This is a genomic window from Pseudomonas sp. LPB4.O, from assembly GCF_038383825.1.
GTDB classification, from domain to species: domain Bacteria; phylum Pseudomonadota; class Gammaproteobacteria; order Pseudomonadales; family Pseudomonadaceae; genus Aquipseudomonas; species Aquipseudomonas putida.
The window spans coordinates 319,208-338,536 of record NZ_CP151298.1 but is presented as its reverse complement, the minus strand read 5'-3'; the positions used below and the strand labels follow the sequence as shown (position 1 = coordinate 338,536).

The 19,329-nt window shown below is 62.0% G+C and carries 19 protein-coding genes and 1 tRNA gene; 10 read left to right on the top strand and 10 right to left on the bottom strand.

The window, feature by feature from the left end:
- Positions 1-43 precede the first annotated feature (43 nt).
- On the bottom strand, positions 44-1,420 hold the full coding sequence (locus tag MRBLPB4O_RS01445; RefSeq protein ID WP_341797333.1) for an L-serine ammonia-lyase: 1,377 nt from the start codon (positions 1,418-1,420) through the stop codon (positions 44-46).
- Between the two features lie 453 nt (positions 1,421-1,873).
- Here MRBLPB4O_RS01445 and MRBLPB4O_RS01440 point away from each other — a divergent pair, with 453 nt between their 5' ends.
- The 3 genes from MRBLPB4O_RS01440 to choV all read left to right on the top strand — a co-directional run bounded on the left by MRBLPB4O_RS01440 (position 1,874) and on the right by choV (position 4,926).
- Positions 1,874-2,821 (top strand): choline ABC transporter substrate-binding protein, encoded by a 948-nt coding sequence (locus MRBLPB4O_RS01440; protein WP_341797332.1) that lies wholly within the window; start codon positions 1,874-1,876, stop codon positions 2,819-2,821.
- Positions 2,822-2,902: 81 nt separating this feature from the next.
- Entirely contained in the window at positions 2,903-3,751 is an 849-nt protein-coding gene (gene choW, locus MRBLPB4O_RS01435; protein ID WP_169725175.1) for a choline ABC transporter permease subunit, read from the top strand.
- Entirely contained in the window at positions 3,748-4,926 is a 1,179-nt protein-coding gene (gene choV, locus MRBLPB4O_RS01430; protein ID WP_012270095.1) for a choline ABC transporter ATP-binding protein, read from the top strand. The genes choW and choV overlap by 4 nt, the downstream gene beginning before the upstream one ends.
- 120 nt (positions 4,927-5,046) lie before the next feature.
- On the opposite strand, the gene hisF is transcribed toward choV, so the two are convergent.
- The 6 genes from hisF to MRBLPB4O_RS01400 form a co-directional block, all read right to left on the bottom strand.
- On the bottom strand, positions 5,047-5,817 hold the full coding sequence (gene hisF, locus MRBLPB4O_RS01425) for an imidazole glycerol phosphate synthase subunit HisF (RefSeq protein WP_008091498.1): 771 nt from the start codon (positions 5,815-5,817) through the stop codon (positions 5,047-5,049).
- 10 nt (positions 5,818-5,827) lie between these two features.
- Positions 5,828-6,565 (bottom strand): 1-(5-phosphoribosyl)-5-[(5-phosphoribosylamino)methylideneamino]imidazole-4-carboxamide isomerase, encoded by a 738-nt coding sequence (gene hisA, locus MRBLPB4O_RS01420; protein WP_016484508.1) that lies wholly within the window; start codon positions 6,563-6,565, stop codon positions 5,828-5,830.
- 27 nt (positions 6,566-6,592) lie between these two features.
- Entirely contained in the window at positions 6,593-6,853 is a 261-nt protein-coding gene (locus MRBLPB4O_RS01415) for a DUF2164 domain-containing protein (protein ID WP_043203968.1), read from the bottom strand.
- Entirely contained in the window at positions 6,854-7,492 is a 639-nt protein-coding gene (hisH, locus tag MRBLPB4O_RS01410) for an imidazole glycerol phosphate synthase subunit HisH (protein ID WP_016497603.1), read from the bottom strand.
- The gene (gene hisB, locus MRBLPB4O_RS01405; RefSeq protein ID WP_009682881.1) at positions 7,493-8,086 is read right to left on the bottom strand and encodes an imidazoleglycerol-phosphate dehydratase HisB; all 594 of its coding nucleotides are present in this window, start codon (positions 8,084-8,086) and stop codon (positions 7,493-7,495) included.
- A gap of 220 nt (positions 8,087-8,306) precedes the next feature.
- A complete protein-coding gene (locus tag MRBLPB4O_RS01400; protein WP_341797331.1) occupies positions 8,307-9,968 on the bottom strand; it encodes an OFA family MFS transporter in 1,662 nt (553 codons plus the stop codon).
- A 368-nt stretch (positions 9,969-10,336) separates the two neighbouring features.
- On the opposite strand from MRBLPB4O_RS01400, the gene MRBLPB4O_RS01395 reads away from it, so the two are divergent.
- The 4 genes from MRBLPB4O_RS01395 (at position 10,337) to MRBLPB4O_RS01380 (ending at position 14,094) form a co-directional block, all read left to right on the top strand.
- Positions 10,337-12,595, top strand: coding sequence for an AsmA family protein (locus tag MRBLPB4O_RS01395; RefSeq protein ID WP_341797330.1), 2,259 nt, complete (start codon positions 10,337-10,339; stop codon positions 12,593-12,595).
- A complete protein-coding gene (gene mutY / locus MRBLPB4O_RS01390; protein WP_341797329.1) occupies positions 12,592-13,659 on the top strand; it encodes an A/G-specific adenine glycosylase in 1,068 nt (355 codons plus the stop codon). Before MRBLPB4O_RS01395 ends, mutY begins: the two co-directional genes overlap by 4 nt.
- Positions 13,656-13,928 carry an oxidative damage protection protein gene (locus MRBLPB4O_RS01385; RefSeq protein ID WP_086976938.1) on the top strand — a complete coding sequence of 91 codons (273 nt, stop codon included), beginning with the start codon at positions 13,656-13,658 and terminating at the stop codon, positions 13,926-13,928. Before mutY ends, MRBLPB4O_RS01385 begins: the two co-directional genes overlap by 4 nt.
- A 90-nt stretch (positions 13,929-14,018) precedes the next feature.
- Positions 14,019-14,094 (top strand) — tRNA-Phe (locus tag MRBLPB4O_RS01380).
- Positions 14,095-14,228: 134 nt separating this feature from the next.
- On the opposite strand, the gene MRBLPB4O_RS01375 is transcribed toward MRBLPB4O_RS01380, so the two are convergent.
- Together MRBLPB4O_RS01375 and MRBLPB4O_RS01370 are read right to left on the bottom strand one after the other, a co-directional pair.
- Positions 14,229-14,531: an addiction module antidote protein gene (locus MRBLPB4O_RS01375; RefSeq protein WP_341797328.1), complete on the bottom strand. Its 303-nt coding sequence runs from the start codon at positions 14,529-14,531 to the stop codon at positions 14,229-14,231.
- A 9-nt stretch (positions 14,532-14,540) separates the two neighbouring features.
- Entirely contained in the window at positions 14,541-14,831 is a 291-nt protein-coding gene (locus MRBLPB4O_RS01370; protein WP_341798850.1) for a type II toxin-antitoxin system RelE/ParE family toxin, read from the bottom strand.
- Positions 14,832-15,117: 286 nt separating this feature from the next.
- Here MRBLPB4O_RS01370 and MRBLPB4O_RS01365 point away from each other — a divergent pair, with 286 nt between their 5' ends.
- The gene (locus MRBLPB4O_RS01365; RefSeq protein WP_151326440.1) at positions 15,118-15,561 is read left to right on the top strand and encodes a hypothetical protein; all 444 of its coding nucleotides are present in this window, start codon (positions 15,118-15,120) and stop codon (positions 15,559-15,561) included.
- Between the two features lie 181 nt (positions 15,562-15,742).
- Here MRBLPB4O_RS01365 and gabP read toward each other — a convergent pair whose 3' ends face one another.
- The gene (gene gabP / locus MRBLPB4O_RS01360) at positions 15,743-17,128 is read right to left on the bottom strand and encodes a GABA permease (RefSeq protein ID WP_258654705.1); all 1,386 of its coding nucleotides are present in this window, start codon (positions 17,126-17,128) and stop codon (positions 15,743-15,745) included.
- Positions 17,129-17,769: 641 nt separating this feature from the next.
- Between gabP and MRBLPB4O_RS01355 the strand changes: the two genes are divergently transcribed.
- Entirely contained in the window at positions 17,770-18,543 is a 774-nt protein-coding gene (locus MRBLPB4O_RS01355) for an ABC transporter ATP-binding protein (protein WP_016484496.1), read from the top strand.
- A gap of 11 nt (positions 18,544-18,554) precedes the next feature.
- The gene (locus MRBLPB4O_RS01350; RefSeq protein ID WP_003255747.1) at positions 18,555-19,307 is read left to right on the top strand and encodes an ABC transporter substrate-binding protein; all 753 of its coding nucleotides are present in this window, start codon (positions 18,555-18,557) and stop codon (positions 19,305-19,307) included.
- The last annotated feature ends 22 nt before the right edge of the window (positions 19,308-19,329 follow it).

Genomic DNA, 19,329 nt, shown 5'->3' with positions numbered 1-19,329 from the left:
TTCGCGGGTGAACCCGCGAAGGGGCCAGCAAACCTGGTAAAGATCAGCACTCGATAGCGCTGACCGCCAGGCCACCGCGTGAGGTCTCTTTGTACTTGTCGTGCATGTCGGCCCCGGTATCGCGCATGGTGCGGATCACCTGGTCGAGGGAAATGAAGTGCTCGCCGTCACCGCGCAGCGCCATTTGCACCGCGTTGATGGCTTTTACCGCAGCAATCGCGTTGCGCTCGATGCATGGCACCTGCACCAGCCCGCCGACCGGGTCGCAGGTCAGGCCAAGGTTGTGTTCCAAGGCAATCTCGGCGGCGTTCTCTACCTGTGGCGGGGTGGCACCGAGCACTTCGGCAAGGCCCGCTGCGGCCATGGCGCAGGCCGAGCCGACTTCCCCCTGGCAACCCACTTCAGCCCCAGAGATCGAGGCGTTCTTCTTGCACAGGATGCCCACGGCAGCCGCAGCCAGGAAGTAATCGACAATGCTGGACTCGTTCACCTCATCGCTGAAGCGCATGTAGTAGTGCAGCACCGCCGGGATGATGCCGGCCGCGCCATTGGTGGGTGCGGTAACCATGCGCCCACCGGCGGCGTTCTCTTCGTTGACGGCCAGGGCGAACAGGTTGACCCATTCCATGGCGCTCATGGTCGAGCCGATCACGTTGGGCTTGCCGATCTCTTGCAGGCTACGGTGCAGCTTGGCAGCGCGGCGGCGCACGTTCAGCCCGCCGGGCAGCGTGCCTTCGTATTTAAGGCCGTTGTTGACGCATTCCTGCATGGCTTCCCAGAGTTTGTGCAGGCCGGCGCGGATCTCTTCTTCGCTGCGCCAGACCTTCTCGTTGGCCATCATCAATTGCGACACGGTGAGGTCGTTTTGCTTGCACAGCCGCAGCAGTTCGGCGGCGCTGTTGAAGTCGTACGGCAGCACCGTCTGGTCGGCATCCAGCACACCGCTGGCGGCCTGGGCGGCATCCACCACAAAGCCGCCACCCACCGAGTAGTAGGTGTCGCGGTGCAACTCGCCCTGCTCGCCCTCGGCAACCAGGGTCATGGCGTTGGGGTGGTACGGCAGGTTTTCGTCCAGCAGCAGCATGTCGCGGGCCCAGACGAATTCTATGGGCAGGCGGCTGTCCAGCTGCAGGGTGTTGGTTTCGCGCAGGTCGGCAATGCGCGGCACGATCTGGGTCGGGTCAATGGCGTCAGGCCACTCGCCCATCAAGCCCATGATGGTGGCGTTGTCGGTGCCGTGACCGATACCGGTGGCCGACAGCGAGCCATACAGGCGCACCTCGATCCGTTTCACACGTTCCAGCTCGCCGCGTTCGCGAAGGCCCTGAACAAACAGGGCGCCAGCACGCATGGGGCCGACGGTGTGGGAGCTGGAAGGCCCGACACCGATCTTGAACAGGTCGAACACGCTGATGGCCATTGTCGAATCACCTCTTGCTGGGCTTGTCTCTGCGCGCCATGCGCAGGGCGGGGCAACTGCTAGGCTCAAACAGCGGGCCGCCTTGAATGCCAGCATCATCGGGCTTTTACCGCACCCCTCGCCGTCTGCAACCGACGTACTTTTGTCCAGCCGCGCCGCGCTGTTTTTGCTCAAGGAGCGGCCCTCACCACGCCGCTTTCCGGCGGCCTGGTGACGCAAAAATGCGGCCGAGGGGGTGGATAAACCCATAAGCGACATCGCCCTTACTGGATACGACCCGTTCCGTACTGGATACGACCCTACCAGTAGGCGATTGCCCGGCGCTGGAGGATTATCGAAAGCGACTCGTAAAGCACGGCCACGCATCCTGCCCTCTGCAGGCCTGGTCGACCGGACCCTCAGAAAGCCCGGCGACCCACGCGAACCCGAAGACAATATCTCAGGAGTCCATCCATGAAAGGTTCACCCTCGCTGTTGCTGGTTGCGTTGCTGTCCACGCCCTTGCTGGCCCAGGCCGCCGAACCCGAGCAGTGTCAGACGGTACGTTTCTCCGACGTCGGCTGGACCGACATCACAGTCACGACCGCGACCACCAGCGTTGTGCTCGAAGCCCTGGGTTACAAAACCCACACCACCATGATCTCGGTACCCGTGACCTACAAGTCGCTGGCCGCCGGCAAGGACCTGGACGTGTTTCTCGGCAACTGGATGCCGACCATGGAGAACGACATCAAGCAGTACCGCGACGCTGGCACCGTGGAAACGGTGCGCGCCAACCTGGAAAACGCCAAGTACACCTTGGCCGTGCCTCAGGCGCTGTACGACAAGGGCCTGAAAGATTTCGCCGACATTCCCAAGTTCAAGAAGGAACTGGACGGCAAGATCTACGGCATCGAGCCCGGCAACGATGGCAACCGCACCATCCAGAGCATGATCGACAAGAACGCCTTCGGCCTGAAGGACGCCGGTTTCAAGATTGTGCAATCGAGCGAGGCCGGCATGCTGTCGCAGGTCGACCGCGCGCAGAAACGTGGCGAGGCCCTGGTGTTCCTGGGCTGGGAACCGCACCCGATGAACACCCGCTTCAAGATGCAATACCTGACCGGCGGGGACGATTTCTTCGGGCCCGATTTCGGCAAGGCGACCGTATTGACCAATACCCGCAAGGGCTACGCGCAGGAATGCAGCAACGTTGGCCAACTGCTCAAGAACCTGTCGTTCGAGCTCAAGGATGAAAGCACCATGATGGGCTATGTCCTGGACGACAAGATGAAACCCGAAGCAGCCGCCAAGAAGTGGCTTAAAGACAACCCCGGCAAGCTGGACACCTGGCTTGCCGGCGTTACCACTGTTGATGGCAAACCCGGCCTTGAGGCGGCCAAGGCCAAGCTGGCGCAATAACGCACCACGCAATAGCGCTACCTCGGGGCAGGACCGTGCCTGCCCCGGGTTGATTTCAATCTATGCAGGTGGAAGCTCGCTATCATGCTTATCGATCAGAAAATACCCCTGGGCCAGTACATCGCGTCGTTCGTCGAGTGGCTGACCCAGAACGGCGCAAATTACTTCGACGCCATCGCGCAAGGCCTGGAATTCATGATCCATGGGGTCACCAGTGCCCTGACCTGGTTCAACCCGTTCGTCCTCATCGCCCTGTTCGCCGGCCTGGCGCACCTGATCCAGCGCAAGTGGGGGCTGACCGCGTTCGTTGCCCTGTCATTCCTGCTGATCTTCAACCTGGGTTACTGGCAGGAAACCATGGAAACCCTGGCGCAAGTGACCTTCGCCACGGTGGTGTGCGTGGTGATTGGCGTGCCGCTGGGCATCCTCGCTGCGCACAAACCGATGTTCTATACCGCCATGCGCCCGGTACTCGACCTGATGCAGACGGTGCCCACCTTCGTCTACCTGATCCCTACCCTGACCCTGTTCGGCCTGGGTGTGGTACCGGGGCTGATCTCTACCGTGGTCTTCGCCATTGCGGCGCCAATCCGCCTCACCTACCTGGGCATCTGCGACGTCCCGCAGGAGCTGATGGACGCTGGCAAGGCCTTTGGCTGCTCGCGTCGCCAATTGCTTACCCGTATCGAACTGCCGCATGCGATGCCCAGCATCGCCGCCGGCGTCACCCAGTGCATCATGCTGTCGCTGTCGATGGTAGTAATCGCCGCCCTGGTGGGCGCTGACGGCCTGGGCAAACCTGTGGTCAACGCACTGAACACCGCCGATATCTCCCTGGGCTTCGAAGCGGGCCTGGCGATCGTGCTGCTGGCAATCATGCTCGACCGTATCTGCAAGCAACCGGAACTGCCGGTAAGGGGTGAGGCATGAGCATCATTCGTTTCGAAGACGTCGACGTCATTTTCTCCAACAAGCCGCGCGAGGCGCTGTCGCTGCTGGACCAGGGCAAGACCCGCGAACAGATCCTCAAGCAGACCGGCCTGGTGGTCGGCGTCGAAAAGGCCAACCTTGATATCAACAAGGGTGAGATCTGCGTGCTGATGGGCTTGTCCGGCTCGGGCAAATCGAGCCTGCTGCGCTGCATCAACGGCCTCAACACCGTCAGCCGCGGCAAGCTGTTTGTCGAGCACGAAGGCAAGCACATCGACATTGCCCACTGCAGCCCGGCCGAGCTGAAGATGATGCGCACCAAGCGCATTGCCATGGTGTTCCAGAAGTTTGCCCTGATGCCCTGGCTGACGGTGCGCGAGAACATCAGCTTTGGCCTGGAAATGCAGGGCCGCCCGGAAAAGGAACGGCGCAAGCTGGTGGACGAGAAGCTTGAGCTGGTGGGCCTGACCCAGTGGCGCAACAAGAAGCCGGACGAGCTGTCTGGCGGCATGCAGCAGCGCGTGGGCCTAGCCCGGGCGCTGGCGATGGATGCCGACATCCTGCTGATGGACGAACCGTTCTCGGCCCTCGACCCGCTGATCCGCCAGGGCCTGCAAGACGAGCTGCTGGGCCTGCAGGCCAAGCTGAGCAAGACCATCGTGTTCGTCAGCCACGACCTGGACGAGGCACTGAAGCTGGGTACCCGCATTGCGATCATGAAGGACGGGCGGATCATCCAGTACAGCAAGCCGGAGGAAATCGTGCTAAACCCGGCCGACGAGTATGTGCGTACCTTCGTCGCCCACACCAACCCGCTGAACGTGCTGTGCGGCCGCAGCCTGATGCGTAGCCTGGACAACTGCAAGCGGGTCAATGGCTCGGTGTGCCTGGACCCGGGAATCGATTCGTGGCTGGACCTGGGCGAAGGTGGCGCGCTCAAGCGTGCACGCCAGGGCCAGAACGGGCTGGACATGCAGAACTGGGCACCGGGGCAGGATGTGGAGCTGCTGGAGCGCAGGCCGACCGTGGTGCACGCCGACATCGGCATGCGTGAGGCGCTGCAGATTCGTTATCAGACCGGCAACAAGCTGGTGCTGCAGGATAACGACAGGGTGGTGGGGATTCTTGGGGATACCGAGCTTTATCACGCGTTGCTCGGCAAGAACCACGGGTGATGCCCCGGGGCCCGCTTTGCGGGCCATTCGCAGCACAAGGCTGCTCCTACAGGGGAATGCGTATCCCTGTAGGAGCAGCCTTGTGCTGCGAATGGAGGGCAAAGCCCTCCCGGCAATCTGTCAGCGAACGACGATACCGCGCGAAGCCATGTAGGCCTTGGCCTCCGGCACCGTGTACTCGCCAAAGTGGAAGATACTGGCCGCCAGCACCGCGCTGGCATGCCCTTCCAGAATGCCGTCAGCCAGGTGCTGCAGGTTACCCACACCCCCCGAGGCAATCACCGGAATGCCCAGCGCATCACTGATGGCGCGGGTAACACCCAGGTCGAAGCCGTTCTTCATGCCGTCCTGGTCCATGCTGGTCAGCAGGATCTCGCCAGCGCCCAGGCCCTCCATCTTCTTCGCCCACTCGACGGCATCCAGCCCGGTCGGCTTGCGCCCGCCGTGAGTGAAGATTTCCCAGCGCGGCGTTTCACCTGGCCCGGACACCTTCTTGGCATCGATGGCGACAACGATGCACTGCGAACCGAAACGGTCCGCCGCCTCGCCCACAAACTCCGGGTTGAACACCGCAGCCGTATTGATCGAAACCTTGTCGGCACCGGCATTGAGCAGGTTGCGGATGTCCTGCACGGTGCGCACGCCACCGCCCACGGTCAGCGGGATGAACACCTGGCTGGCCATGCGCTCGACGGTATGCAGGGTGGTGTCGCGGCCATCGACGCTGGCAGTGATGTCGAGGAAGGTGATTTCGTCGGCCCCCTGCTCGTTGTAGCGACGGGCAATTTCCACCGGGTCGCCGGCATCACGGATGTTCTCGAACTTGACGCCCTTGACCACCCGGCCGTTGTCCACGTCCAGGCAAGGGATGATGCGCTTGGCCAGTGCCATGGTTCAGTCCTCAGCCTTGGTAGTTGTCGCAGAAGGCCTGGGCCTCGGCGACATCGAGGGTGCCTTCGTAGATGGCACGGCCGGTGATGGCGCCAATGATGCCGGGGGCCTTGGCGTCCAGCAGGGCCTTGATGTCGCCCAGGTTGTGGATGCCGCCCGAGGCGATCACCGGAATGCGGGTGGCTTCAGCCAGTGCCTTGGTGAAAGGTACATTGCAGCCCTGCATCATGCCGTCCTTGGCGATGTCGGTGTAGACGATCGCCGAGACGCCATCGGCCTCGAAACGCTTGGCCAGGTCGATGACCTGCACGGTGCTCACTTCGGCCCAGCCGTCGGTGGCGACGAAGCCGTCCTTGGCATCCAGGCCAACGATGACCTTGCCGGGGAAGGCCTTGCACGCTTCGGCGACGAACTCTGGCTGCTTGACCGCCTTGGTGCCGATGATCACGTAGCTGACGCCAGCCTTGACGTAGTGCTCGATGGTTTCCAGCGAACGGATGCCACCGCCGATCTGGATCGGCAGGGTCGGGTAGCGCTTGGCAATGGCGGTAACCACTTCACCGTTGACCGGCTGGCCTTCGAAGGCACCGTTGAGGTCGACCAGGTGCAGGCGGCGGCAGCCACCCTCGACCCACTTGGCGGCCATGCTCACCGGGTCGTCGGAAAATACCGTGGAGTCTTCCATGCGGCCCTGGCGCAGGCGCACGCAAGCACCGTCCTTCAGATCGATAGCGGGGATAATCAGCATCTTGGGAACCTGTCTGTTCTTAGGGTTTCAGGGCTTTTCGAGCGCCCACAGATCGCTTTCGATGCTTTCGAACCGCTCCTTGAGGTGCAGCTGAACATCGGCAATCGCCCTGTTGTAGTAAAGGGGTGCAATTTCTTTGCTGAACAGCTCAAGCACCTCGGCCACCTCGAACGACCCCAGCTCCAGCTCGAAACGGTCTTCGAGGAAGCGCTTGAGCGTGTCGAGCGCATCGCGCTCCTGCTCGGGGGCCAGTGTGATGACCGGGGCCTTGGCTTTCGACCTGCTCATTTACCAGCGCCCGTCCCAGGCGACGAAGTTCTGCAGCAACTGCAGGCCATGGGTATGGCTCTTCTCCGGGTGGAACTGCACGGCAAAGCGCGAGCCGTCCGCCAGCGCAGCGGCGAAATCGACGCCGTAGTGGCCGCGGCCGACTACCTGGCCCGGCTTGCCGGCATTGATGTAATAGCTGTGCACGAAGTAGAAACGCGCCTGGTCGGGGATGTCGTGCCACAGCGGGTGGTGGATGGTCTGGCTGACTTCGTTCCACCCCATGTGCGGCACCTTCAGGTGCTCGCCGTCTTCTTGCAGATCTTTGCCGAAGAAGCGCACCTGGCCCGGGAACATGCCGATGCAGTCGACACCGGCGTTTTCCTCGCTGTGTTCAAGCAGCGCCTGCATGCCCACGCAAATACCGAGGAACGGGCGGTCCTGGCTGACTTCGCGCACCAGGCTGTCGAAGCCCAGGCGGCGGATTTCGGCCATGCAATCGCGGATCGCACCTACGCCCGGAAATACCACGCGGTCGGCTTCACGAATCACTGCGGCATCGCTGGTGACCAGCACTTTACCGGCACCAACGTGCTCAAGCGCCTTGGCCACCGAGTGCAGGTTGCCCATGCCATAGTCGATTACGGCTACCGTCTGCATTTACAGGCACCCTTTGGTCGACGGCATCTGCCCGGCCATGCGCTCGTCGAGGGTGACAGCCATGCGCAGCGCGCGGCCGAATGCCTTGAACACGGTTTCGATCTGGTGGTGGGTGTTGTGGCCACGCAGGTTGTCGATGTGCAGGGTTACCAGCGCGTGGTTGACGAAGCCCTGGAAGAACTCCTGGAACAGGTCGACATCGAAGCCGCCAACACTGGCACGGGTATACGGCACATGCATCTGCAGGCCGGGGCGGCCGGAGAAGTCGATGACTACACGCGACAGCGCTTCGTCCAGCGGCACGTAGGCGTGGCCGTAGCGGAAGATACCTTTCTTGTCACCGATGGCCTGGGCGAATGCCATGCCCAGGGTGATGCCAACGTCCTCGACGGTATGGTGATCGTCGATATGCGTGTCCCCCTTGCACTCGATATCCAGATCGATCAGGCCATGGCGGGCGATCTGGTCCAGCATGTGTTCAAGAAAAGGCACGCCGATATCGAATCGGGCCTTGCCACTGCCATCGAGGTTGATCGAGCACTTGACCTGGGTTTCCAGGGTATTGCGCTCGACGGAAGCCTTACGTTCGACCATCACCAGCTCCGCAAAATCATTGGGCGAAAAGGGCTCCATTATAGGCCCAGAACGCGCCAGCTTGAAACGCGGATGACATATGGCAAACCAAGCAATTACGGGGGCTGGATACCGCTACAGGTCTATACAACCCGGTAATTGGGGCAGCCGCTCACCTGCAGGAGCGGCCTTGTGCCGCGAATGGGGCGCAAAGCGCCCCATGGGCCTGCCCAGGATTACATCAATGAAACAGCACCGCAGTCTTCTGCAAGGTAACCCACACCCCCCAGGCCAGCGGCACGACCACCACCGCCCAGGCCAGCAGCACCAACGGCAGGCTCCCCGGCGCCGCCTTCCACTCCAGCGACCGCGCTCCATCGGCACCCTTGTCATGGCTCAGCGCGCGCTCGGCCGCCAGTTCGGCATCGCTCATGAAGTGCTTGTCGGCCACAGGGCGCACCAGCATGTTGCAGATAAAGCCCAGCACCAGCAGGCCGGCGAGGATATACAAGGTCATGTCGTAAGCCGCTGCGCGCTCTACCCCCGCTGCCAGCTGAGACTCGCGCAGGTAAGTGATCAACACCGGCCCCAGCACGCCCGCCGCAGCCCAGGCAGTCAACAGGCGACCATGAATGGCGCCGACCATCTGCGTGCCGAACAGGTCAGCCAAGTACGCCGGCACGGTCGCGAAACCGCCGCCATACATCGACAGGATGATGCAGAACGCGGCCACGAACAGCGCCACGTTACCCAGGTGCCCCATGTTCGGCACCAGGCTGTAAAGGCCGACGCCCAAGGCGAAGAAGGCAAAGTAGGTGTTCTTGCGGCCGATGTAGTCGGAGAACGATGCCCAGAAGAACCGCCCGCCGATATTGAACAGGCTCAGCAAACCGGTGAAGCCGGCGGCGATCGCGGCAATCTGTGCCAACTGGGCCGCATTCAGCTGGCTGAAGGTCAGTTCGTTGCCCAGCAACTTGCCGGCGAACACTTCCTGCAGCAGGGGCGACGCCATGCCGAGAATACCGATACCCGCCGACACGTTCAGGCACAGCACCAGCCAGATCAGCGCGAACTGAGGGGTTTTCCACGCCACACTAACGTGCACATGGCGATCGGTAACCATGGTGTTACCGGCTTTTTTCGCCGGGGCGGTCCAGCCTTCGGGCTTCCAGCCGGTCGGCGGCACACGGTAAGCCAGCGCGCCAGCAGTCATGAACACGAAGTAGATCGCCGCCATCGCGACGAAGCTCTGCCATACGCCCATTTCGTGCTCGTTGCCAAAATGCCCCATCAGCGCGGTGGCCAGCGGTGCACCCACCATGGCCCCGCCGCCAAAGCCCATGATCGCCATGCCGGTGGCCATGCCGCGCTTGTCCGGGAACCACTTGATCAGCGTGGACACGGGCGAGATATAGCCCAGGCCCAGGCCGATACCGCCGATCACGCCGGAGCCCAGCCACATCAGCCACAGTTGGTGGGTTTTTACGCCAATGGCCGAGATCAGCATGCCGCCGCACCAGCACAGGGCCGACACCAGGCCGGCCTTGCGCGGCCCGGCGTGCTCCAGCCAACCACCCAGTACTGCCGCAGAGCAGCCGAGGAAGACGAAGAACAGGGTGTAGATCCAGCTCAGCATCGAGATCGGCCAGTCGCATTCGGCGCTGAACAGGCGGGCAATGAAGCCCATGTCTGGCGCACAGGCGACGGGGGCAGTGATACCGAGGGCTTGCGACAACGGCAGCCAGAACACCGAAAAACCGTAGGCCATGCCGATGCACAGGTGGATGGCCAGGGCGGCTGGCGGGACCAGCCAGCGGTTGAAGCCCGGGCGGGCGATGATGCGCTCCTTCGACAGGAAGCCTGGCGCACTGGCCAAGGCCCCCGCCGCGACGGTACTGGTCATGGATCTGATCCTTCTTATAGGGTGGGTGCTCGCAAAGCGGCGCAAGATTAGCAGAGCCAAGTGGCGTGAAAGCAATCTGATATCGTGATTTTTCGCGTTGCTGAAACGGTCCTCTCTCCTGTGCCGGCCTCTTCGCGGGCTCGCCCGCTCCCACAGGATTTTCAACACCCTTCAGGCCTTTGCAGTACCTGTGGGAGCGGGCATGCCCGCGAAGAGGCCAGCACAGGCAAACATTTGCCCACCGAAAGCCGTACCATCTGCTTCAACCGTAGGAAATGCCCTGTATCTCTAGTCGAATAAGCAGGGACAACCACCGCGGCGTTATACTCTGTCGCCTGAATTCACTAACGGACTACAAGGACTCGCCCATGAAAGCGTTCGGCAAAATCCTGGGACTGGGGCTTCTCGGGTTGCTGCTGATCATCGTGGCGCTGGGCTTCGCCCTGACCCACCTCTTTGATCCCAACGACTACAAAGACGAGATTCGCCAGTTGGCACGGGACAAGGCTCACGTCGAGCTGACCCTCAACGGCGACATCGGCTGGAGCCTGTTCCCGTGGCTGGGCCTGGAGTTGCACGAGGCAAGCATCGCCACCTTGGCCAAACCCAAGGAGCCGTTCGCCGACCTGCAAATGCTCGGCCTGTCCGTGCGTGTGCTGCCGTTGTTGCGCCGCGAAGTGCAGATGAGCGACGTGCGCGTCGAAGGCCTGAACCTGACCCTGGCCCGCGACGAGCAAGGCCATGGCAACTGGGAAGACATCGGCAAGCCGCTGCCCGCGCAGAAGGGCACCCCTGCCGATGCGCAGGCCAATGCCCCCGCCCAGGCAACTGCCGAACAGAAGCCGGCGCCTGCGAACGGCAACGAGCGGGCCGTCAAGCTGGACATCGACAGCCTGACCGTGAACAACGCCCGCGTGCAGTACACCGATGCCAAGACCGGCCAGAGCTACAGCGCCGAGAGCATCCAGCTGAGCACGGGGCCGGTCCACGAAGGCGCCAACATTCCGCTCAAGGCCAGTGCCTTCATCAGCGCCAGCGAGCCGAACATCAAGGCCCGCACCGAACTGGCCGGCGAGCTGCGTTTCGACCGCAAGCTCAAGCGCTACAACTTCGAAGACATGCGCCTGTCGGGCGAAACCTCGGGTGAGCCAACCGGCGGCAAGACCGTGACCTTCGCCGCCCAAGGCCAGCTGCTGGTCGACCTGGCAGCCAATGTCGCCTCGTGGAACGGCCTGAAAGTCTCGGCCAACCAGCTGCGCGCCCTGGGCGAGCTGAATGTGCGCGACCTGGACAAGGCACCACAGCTGAGCGGTGGCCTGTCCATCGCCCAGTTCAACCTGCGCACCTTCCTCGACAGCATCGGCCGCACGCTGCCGGCCACCAACGACCCGGCAGCCTTCGCCAAGCTGGAGCTGGTGACCCGTCTGCAGGGCACAGCAAACAGCCTGGCCCTGGAAGACCTGGCCGTGAAGCTGGACGACAGTACCTTCAGTGGCCGTGTGGCCGTGGAAGACTTCGCCAAGCAGGCCCTGCGCCTGCAACTGAAGGGCGATACCTTCGACGCTGACCGCTACCTGCCAGCCAAAAGCGAAGAGGCCAAGGGCGCCACTGCCGCGCGCCAGGCCGAGGTCAAGCAGCAAGAAGCCAGCGCCGTGGCCGGTGCCGGCACCACACCACTGCCCAACGCCCCGACCCAGGTGGCCTGGAGCGACGACAAGCTGCTGCCGGTCGACCGCCTGCGCGCCCTCGACCTGCAAGCCGACCTGGCCTTTGGCTCGCTGACCGTGGACAAGCTGCCGATCGAAGACGCCCAGCTCAAGGCCATTGGCCAAGGCGGCCTGCTGACCCTGCAAACCCTGCGCGGCGAGCTGTACAACGGTACCTTCGAAGCCAAGGGCACGGTCGACGTGCGCCCTGCCGTACCGCAACTGGGTGTGAACACCAACATCCAGCGGGTGCCGGTAGAGCACTTCATCAAGACCGAAGGCACGGACCAGGTACCACCGGTCAAAGGCCTGCTGACCCTGACCAGCGACCTGACCGCCACCGGCAACAGCCAGAAAGCCCTGGTCGACACCCTCAATGGCAGCGCCAAGTTCACCATCAATGATGGCGTGCTGGTCAATGCCAACCTGGAACAGCAGCTGTGCCAGGCCATCGCCACCCTCAACCGCAAGACCCTGAGCGGCGAACCTCGCGGCAAGGACACCCCGTTCCAGGAACTGCGCGGCAGCCTGGTGGTGCGCAATGGCGTTGCCAGCAACCCGGACCTCAAGGCGCGCATCCCGGGCCTGACCGTCAACGGCCATGGCGACCTCGACCTGCGCGTGCTGGGCATGGACTACAACGTCGGCGTGATTGTCGAAGGCGACCAGCGGGCCATGCCGGACCCGGCCTGCCAGGTCAACGAACGCTACGTGGGCGTTGAAGTGCCGCTGCGCTGCCGTGGCCCGCTGGAGCTGGGCGCCAAGGCCTGCCGCCTGGACCAGGGCGGCATGGGCAAAGTTGCCGCCAAGCTGGCCGGCAACCGCCTGCAAGACAAGATTGATGAAAAGCTCGAAGAGAAACTCGGAGACAAAGTGAGCCCGGAAGTAAAAGACGCACTCAAGGGGCTGTTCAAGCGATGAGCCCCGAGCAGTTCTCCAGCGCTGTGCTGGACTGGTACGACGAGCACGGCCGGCACGACCTGCCCTGGCAACAGGGCATCACCCCGTACCGGGTGTGGGTGTCGGAAATCATGTTGCAGCAGACCCAGGTCAGCACCGTGCTCAACTACTTCGACCGGTTCATGCAGGCCCTGCCAACCGTGCAGGCCCTGGCCGAGGCGCCGGAGGACGAAGTGCTGCACCTGTGGACGGGCCTGGGCTATTACACCCGCGCACGTAACCTGCAAAAGGCGGCAAAGATCGTCGTCGAGCAACATGGCGGCGAATTCCCGCGCAGTGTCGAGCAGCTCACCGAGCTGCCCGGCATCGGCCGCTCCACCGCTGGCGCCATCGCCAGCATCAGCATGGGCATACGCGCGCCGATCCTGGACGGTAACGTCAAGCGCGTGCTGGCCCGCTACACCGCCCAGGCCGGCTACCCCGGCGAGCCCAAGGTGGCCAACCAGCTGTGGGCCACGGCCGAGCGTTTCACCCCGCTGCAGCGCGCCAACCATTACACCCAGGCCATGATGGACATGGGCGCCACGCTGTGCACCCGCAGCAAGCCCAGTTGCCTGATCTGCCCGTTGCAGCGCGGCTGCGAGGCGCACCTGCACGGCGAAGAAACCCGCTACCCGGAGCCCAAGCCGCGCAAGGCGTTGCCACAACGGCGCACGCTGATGCCACTGCTGGCCAACCACGAAGGCGCCATCCTGCTTTATCGCCGCCCCTCCAGCGGCCTTTGGGGTGGTTTGTGGAGCCTGCCGGAGCTGGACGACCTCGCACAGCTCGACGACCTGGCCTATCAGCACGGCCTGCGCCTGGCAGGCAGCCGGGCCATGGAAGGCCTGACCCATACCTTCAGCCACTTCCAGCTGGCAATCGAGCCCTGGCTGGTGCGCGTCGACTTGGTCGGCGAGCACATGGCCGAGGCCGACTGGCTCTGGTATAACCTCGCCACCCCGCCGCGCCTGGGCCTCGCCGCCCCGGTCAAAAAGCTGCTTGAACGCGCAGCCGACGAACTGATTGCAGGAGATGCCCCATGACCCGCACCGTGATGTGCCGCAAGTACAACGAAGAATTGCCAGGCCTGGAGCGCCCGCCCTACCCCGGCGCCAAGGGCCAGGACATCTTCGAACACATCTCGCAGAAAGCCTGGGCCGACTGGCAGAAGCACCAGACCATGCTGATCAACGAAAAGCGCCTGAACATGATGAACGCCGAGGACCGCAAATTCCTCCAGGCAGAGATGGACAAGTTTTTCGCCGGCGAAGAATACGCCCAGGCGGAAGGCTACGTTCCACCGGCCGAATGACCCCAAAAATCGTAAGCGACGGAATTAATTTAAAATTTTTTCAAAAAGTCGTTGACGAGCGGTCCGGAAATCTATTTAATTCACCTCGTCGCCCAGATAGCTCAGTCGGTAGAGCAGAGGATTGAAAATCCTCGTGTCGGCGGTTCGACTCCGTCTCTGGGCACCACCTTCAGCTTCTGGTGGTTGCAAAGTTACCCGAAGCGACAACAAGAAACCCGCCTAGTGCGGGTTTTTTGTTGCCTGTGATTTGTGCTGTGCATACGGCAGCTATCCCACCTGCTGCCAAACCCGAACATGGCTTTACCCGGTAGAGCGTGGCAACACCTCGGCATGCAGCCTCACCCCAAGCGCTGCCATCACTTTCATGATGGTCGCCAGGCTCGGGTTACCTTCAGCGGACAGCGCCTTGTACAACCCTTCCCGCGTCAGCCCGGTATCACGTGCCAGTTGCGCCATGCCGCGAGCACGAGCGATATCACCCAGCGCAGCCGCAAGCAGTGCCGGATCGTTCTCTTCCAGGCAGGCTTCAAGGTACAAGGCCATGTCCTCTTCCGTCTTCAAATGGTCCACAACGTCCCATTTGGTCAGTTTGATATTTGTCATGGTGGCCTCCTAGAGGTCGCGAGCCATAGTAAGAGCAGATTTGATATCCCTGGCCTGGCTAGCTTTGTCGCCACCCGCCAGGAGGATGATCACTTCATGACTTCGCTGAACGAAATACACCCGATAGCCCGGACCATAGTCGATCCGAAGCTCGGACACTCCCTCAGCAACCGGCTTACAGTCCCCCATCCCTCCAAGCTCCACCCGACGCAAACGGAGGTTTATGCGAGCTTTTGCACGCGAGTCCCGCAAAGCAGCGAACCACCTTCGGTAGGTTTCGGTTTGAATTAATGTACGCATGGGGAGAAAATGTAAACCACAGTTAACACTACAGCCAATTGGCAGCTGTTTCAAACCGTTTATGAGCACGTGCATTCACTGGATTACCCACCAGGACCACAGCGCGGCCTATGCTCCGATGCACTGCTGGCGGGTCGGGCATCGCGGGGATTCGATGAGGATGAACCGATAGGCGTAGCCAGTTGATTGCCGGGGCTGCCTTTCAGCCCCTTTGCACAACACTTGGGTTTCCCCTGCAACTGCGCTTCAATACGCGCACTTTTCAGACACCCCAAGGATTCACCCCATGGCCACCCCTACCAAGCAACAGAAACGCGCCAAGCGCGCCGCCAGCAAGGCCAAGCAGAACCGCATGGTACGCAGCGGCCAGGCGGTCAAGCCCAGTGCCGGCGACAGCGCCAGCGTCGAGCAGGTGTACAACAAGGCGATGGAGTCGGGCAGCTACGACGCGATGTTCGAGAAGATGAAGGAAGCCCAGGCAGGCGGCCTGGTGCCGATGATCTCGGTGTTCCTGGTGGACCCGCTGCTGGCCCTGGTGCTCAAGGGGCACAAGGAAGAGCACGCTACCGACTACATCGTGCTGGTGTTCAATGCCTACCGCAAATGGCTGGACGGCGCTGACGAAGAGGCCACCATGGCCTGGCTGGAAAGCGATGAGTTCCAGGATGCCTACATCGCCGCATCCGAACTGGTGGCCAAGCAGCAGCAACAGCAGAAGCAGTTTGGCTGACAGGGCCATTTAACCTGCAAGGGCCCTATCGCCGGAAAGCCAGCTCCCACAGGTTCATGACAGGCCTGAGTGCAGCAAGATTCCTGTAGGAGCCGGCTTGCCGGCGATAGGGCCGGTACAGGCAACAAAAAAAGGCCGCACCCTTCACAGGGCGCGGCCTTCTCATTTCAGACAGCGCGGATCAGTTATCCAGCGCCACCCGCCCGGCAGCTTCGCGCTTGCGGTGCACCAGCAAGCCAGCCGCTACCACACCAATGCTCAGCAACGCAGTCGCGATGATCTCCGCACGGTGATCCTCACGCAGGGCCATTACCACAAGAATGGCAACGATAAAGGCAATGGTCGCCCAGGTCAGGCCCGGGAACAGCCACATCTTGAAGGCAATCTTCTCGCCACTGGCTTCACGCTTGGCACGCATGCGCAGCTGCGAAATGGCAATCACCAAGTACACCAGCAGCGCAATGGCACCAGAACTGGCCAGCAGGAATTCGAACACCTGGGCCGGGGCCACGAAGTTGGCGAACACGCAGAGGAATGCCGCTGCAGTGGACAGCAATACCGCCACGTACGGGGTCGCCGCCTTGGTGGTGCGCTGGGCGATGGCTGGGGCGTCGCCACGCTTGCTCAGCGAGAACAGCATGCGCGAAGAGGTGTACAGCGCCGAGTTCAGGCAGCTGGTCACGGCAATCAGCACGACGATGTCGACAATCAGCTTGGCATTCGGCACGCCGATACGGCTCAGCACGGTCTGGTAGGAACCGGTTTCGGCCAGGGCCGGGTCGTTCCACGGCACCAGGGCAACGACCAGGAAGATCGACACCAGGTAGAACAGGCAGATACGCCAGATGACCGAATTGGTGGCGCGGCTGATCTGCTTGCCCGGGTCCTTCGACTCGGCAGCGGCGATGGTGACAATTTCGGTACCCATGAACGAGAACATGGTGGTCAGCATGGCTGCCAGCACTGCGCCCAGGCCGTTAGGCATGAAGCCTTGGGTGTCGAACAGGTGGCTGGCACCGCTCACCTGGCTGCTCGGCACAAAGCCGAACAAGGCCGCACAGCCCACGGCGATGAAGCCGATGATCGCCAGCACCTTGAGCAGGGCGAACCAGAACTCGAACTCACCGTAGTTCTTCACGCTGCACAGGTTGGTCAGGGTAAGCGCCAGGGTAATGATGAGGGAGAAGGCCCACAGGTCAACTGCAGGGAACCAGGCATGCAGAATGGCCGCGGCGGCGTTGGCCTCCAGCGGTATCACCAGCACCCAGAACCACCAGTACAGCCAGCCAATGGTAAAACCGGCCCAACGCCCGATGGCGCGGTCGGCATAGGTTGAGAACGAACCGGTGTCTGGCGAGGCGACCGCCATTTCACCCAGCATGCGCATGACCAGCACGACCAGCGTACCGGCGGCGGCGTAAGCCAGCAGCACGGCCGGGCCGGCAGCTGCGATGGCGTGGCCGGAGCCTACGAACAGGCCGGCACCGATGACGCCAGCGATGGACAGCATGGTCACATGCCGTTGTTTGAGCCCCTGAGCGAGGTCATTGGAATTGTTACCGCTCATTGAAACTACCTTTGTAAGGAGTGGACCACTCCGACTGCGGAAACGGAGCGCGCCAGGGGTTGACCTAGGCGTCGCTGCAATCGGCGGTTTCCTACTGGCAATAAGCGCGCCACCTGCTGAATGCATTCGTCAGAAAATTCTGCGGGCCTTTTAGGACGCGGTTTGGAGGGCTTTCGGCCAGACCTTGACCGAAAGGACGCCAAATCGTCGGATTACTGAAATACCCACTTACAAACGCACCAAAGGTGCTCCCCGGTAACACCTGTGCACCAACGCAATGCCAAAAAGTGCAACCTTGAGGTACAACCGTTCAGCCTGACTGCGTATTCGCGGGTAGCCCCGCTCACACTGGAGTGGCCTGACCTAAAGGTCGGGTTTACCCCTCGAATGGGCCAAAACCGCTTCCATGAGCAGGCTAAAGCTGGCACCATCGCGCCTTTTTTCATCAAGGCTCTGGTGCTGGGCGACACCTTCGCGGACATCTGCGCGACGTTGCGCTGCAGCGATGCGACAAACTGCCCCACCAGTGCCCCGAGTCCCTGGCAACCCTGTTGGCCGCCATAATGCCGCTATGCTAGCTTGGCGCACGCCAGGAAGGCAGCCAATAGCTGGGAACGCACCCGAACACATGAGGACCGCACATGGCTCAGGCCACGCCCGCGCTGGAAATCCGCAATCTGCACAAACGCTACGGCGAGCAGGAAATTCTCAAGGGCATTTCGCTGACCGCACGCGACGGTGACGTGATCTCCATCCTGGGGTCGTCCGGCTCCGGCAAGTCCACCCTGCTGCGTTGCATCAACCTGCTCGAGAACCCGCACCAGGGCGAAATCCTGGTGGCCGGCGAAGCCCTCAAGCTCAAGGCTGCCAAAAACGGCGACCTGGTCGCCGCCGACAACCGCCAGATCAACCGCCTGCGCAGCGAAATCGGCTTTGTCTTCCAGAACTTCAACCTGTGGCCGCACATGTCGATCCTCGACAACATCATCGAGGCGCCACGCCGCGTGCTCGGCCAGAGCAAGGCCGAGGCCATCGAAGCCGCCGAAGCGCTGCTGAACAAGGTTGGCATCTACGACAAGCGCCACAGCTACCCCGCCCAGCTTTCCGGTGGCCAGCAACAGCGTGCCGCCATTGCCCGTACCCTGGCCATGAAGCCTAAAGTCATCCTGTTCGACGAGCCCACTTCGGCCCTCGATCCGGAAATGGTCCAGGAAGTGCTAAACGTTATCCGCGCATTGGCCGAAGAAGGCCGTACCATGCTGTTGGTAACGCACGAGATGAGCTTTGCCCGCCATGTGTCCAGTGAAGTCGTCTTCCTGCACCAGGGCCTGGTCGAAGAGCAGGGATCGCCGCAGCAGGTCTTCGAGAACCCGAACTCGGCGCGTTGCAAGCAATTCATGTCAAGCCACCGCTAACGGAGCAATACATGCACACTTACAAGAAGTTCCTCCTGGCAGCTGCTGCCACGCTGGTGATGTCGGCAAACGCCATGGCCGCAGAAAAACTGCGCATGGGTATCGAAGCCGCCTACCCACCGTTCAACAACAAGGATGCCAGCGGTAACGTGGTTGGTTTCGACAAAGACATCGGCGACGCCCTGTGCGCCAAGATGAAAGTCGAATGCTCGGTCGTCACCTCCGACTGGGACGGCATCATCCCGGCCCTGAACGCCAAGAAGTTCGACTTCCTGGTGTCTTCGCTGTCGATCACCGACGAGCGCAAGCAGGCCGTGGACTTCACCGAGCCGTACTACTCCAACAAGCTGCAGTTCATCGCACCGAAAAACGTCGACTTCAAGACTGACAAAGAGTCGCTGAAGGGCAAGGTCATCGGCACCCAGCGTGCAACCCTGGCCGGCACCTACCTTGAAGACAACTTCAAGGGCGTCGACGTCAAGCTGTACGACACCCAGGAAAACGCCTACCTGGACCTGGTGTCCGGTCGCATCGACGGCATCCTGGCCGACAAGTACGTGCAGTACGAGTGGCTGAAGAGCAAAGACGGCTCGAACTTCGAGTTCAAGGGCGAGCCGGTGATGGACAGCGACAAGATCGGCATTGCCGTGCGCAAAGGTGACACCAAGCTGCGCGACGACCTGAACAAAGCCCTGGCCGAAATCAAGGCCGACGGCACGTACAAGAAAATCAACGACAAGTACTTCCCGTTCAGCATCGAATGACCCGCCCTGACCGGCGCGCCCA